The sequence below is a fragment of the Rhizobium sp. 01L419 genome (assembly GCF_056400025.1).
Genome location: NZ_JBFTSM010000066.1, coordinates 1 through 405 on the forward strand (window position 1 = coordinate 1; position 405 = coordinate 405).

Here is a 405-nt window from a genome sequence, read left to right on the forward strand (position 1 = left end):
TGAAAGGTCGAACGTCTCACCAGCAGGACACCTCCACAAACGCCGCCATAAGGGGGCGGCATCATCTTGGAACAAGGGGGCGGTTAATTCTCGGAATTGGGGGGCGGCATCATTTCGGAATCAGGGGGCGACATGCCTCGGAATTTGCATGCTGGCCGCCTTTCCAGTGGATGGTCAGCACCACGTCGCGCACTTCATCATCAACATCGACAACAATGTCGGCGATCAATGTACGCAGCAGTTGCTGGCGCACGCTTGAACTGCCCCCATTTTCGACCGGACACTCAGCATAAGCAGGAAGGCTCAAGCACAGGCTTGAGGATAAGCTTATGTCTAACGAGTTTCGACAGGTTGACTTGATGATCGGTGACGTCCGGCGGCGACGCTGGACAACGGAACGCAAAC

Annotated in this window: 1 protein-coding gene; it reads right to left on the bottom strand. The window is 55.8% G+C overall.

Translation table 11 applies throughout. From position 1 onward, the window contains the following. Nucleotides 1–109: 109 nt before the first annotated feature. The coding region (locus tag AC1DUP_RS36810; protein ID WP_477837395.1) for a hypothetical protein at nt 110–405 on the bottom strand (296 nt) is incomplete at its 5' end.